At 70.1% G+C, this 1229-nt stretch carries 2 protein-coding genes; one reads left to right on the top strand and one right to left on the bottom strand.

Features of this window, described 5'->3' with window-relative positions:
* Window positions 1-309, top strand: a 309-nt coding sequence (locus AAW14_RS39355; RefSeq protein ID WP_265569267.1) for a MarR family winged helix-turn-helix transcriptional regulator, incomplete at its 5' end; no start/stop codon positions are given.
* A gap of 733 nt (window positions 310-1042) precedes the next feature.
* Here AAW14_RS39355 and AAW14_RS39350 read toward each other — a convergent pair.
* The coding region (locus AAW14_RS39350) for a hypothetical protein (RefSeq protein ID WP_265569266.1) at window positions 1043-1229 on the bottom strand (187 nt) is incomplete at its 5' end.

The following is a 1229-nucleotide window of genomic DNA, read 5'->3' as shown; positions in this document are numbered from 1 at the left end:
GTGGCCGAGGAGATGGGAGTTGCCCAGCCCGTCGCGAGCCGCGCCATCGCCGCGTGCATATCGGACGGCCTGGTGCGGCGCATCGCCTCCCAGCGGGACGGGCGCAGCACCCTGCTCGAACTCACCGACGAAGGAGAGTCGGCACGCCGGAGTTACGCTCAAGCGCAGCGCCACGCCTTCGAAGAGATCACCGCGCACTGGCAGAGCGAGGACCGCCTGCAGTTCGCACGATTCCTCCACCGCTACGGACAGGATGCGCGTGCCTGGTCGGCGCGGGACCGTGCCGCACCCGACGAAACGCAAGGCTGAGCGTCCTCCGGCCGGATCGCCGCGTGCATGGCCGTGCCGGCGCACCTGCATGCGGGCGCTCTCGCCATGTGCCGTCGATGGTTCAGTGCGACGGCTGTTAGCGGAGCGAGGACGTGCGTGATCGAGAGCGCGGTGCGGGGTTACGGCGTCGCCGACAGTCGGGTGCGCCACGGGCGTTGTGGAACCTGGCGTGCGGGGGCCGGTCGGGGCCGTCGATGCGGGTCTCGTTCCAGTCGAAGTGGCAGCAGCCGCAACCCGCGCAGAACGAGGTGGCGGACAGCAGGACCCCGCCCGGTGTGACGGTGGGCACGACGTTCGCTTCACGTATGCCGGTGCGGTTCCAGCCCTCCGTGACGGAAGCCTCGATCGGTGGTCGTCCTGCCGGACGAACTCCGCCGCGTGTTCCGCGGCCCAGTGTGCGAAGGTCAACGCAGGTCGGGCGGGTTCGACCGTCGTGGTGACGGGGGATCCCTCCCACAGCGATGCGGTGGCGGCGACCGCCGGCGCATCCAACCTCTATGCGAGTGTGCTGGCCCCCGGCCCGGGGGCGCTCTTCACCTACCTGACCATTCGCGGGGCTGCAGGCGCAGTCGGGTGTCCTGTGGCGACTACAGCGGGCCGCCCCACGGACATGGATCTGATCCACCACTCACGGTCGCCCCCCGGCTGACCATGCTCGAGTGCGTGCGTGCAGTACGAATAAGGCTGTCAACCACGCTCGTGGTCAATACACCTAGGCCGTCCCCAGCACCGGAGCCAAGGCGGCCAGCAGACGGGTGCCGAGGTCGTGCCGGGCGGCATCGGTGTGCGGGTGGGAGTCGTCGAAGCCCGTCCAGTTGAGCTCGCGGACGGCGTTCTCGAACATGGCGGGGTTCAGCGGCTCGTCCGGATGGCCGGGCCACTCGTCCGCCTCGCGCAGC

Origin of the sequence: Streptomyces hygroscopicus, assembly GCF_026168105.1 — a bacterium.
Lineage (GTDB): Bacteria > Actinomycetota > Actinomycetes > Streptomycetales > Streptomycetaceae > Streptomyces > Streptomyces hygroscopicus_D.
This window is presented reverse-complemented; position numbering and strand designations above follow the sequence as displayed.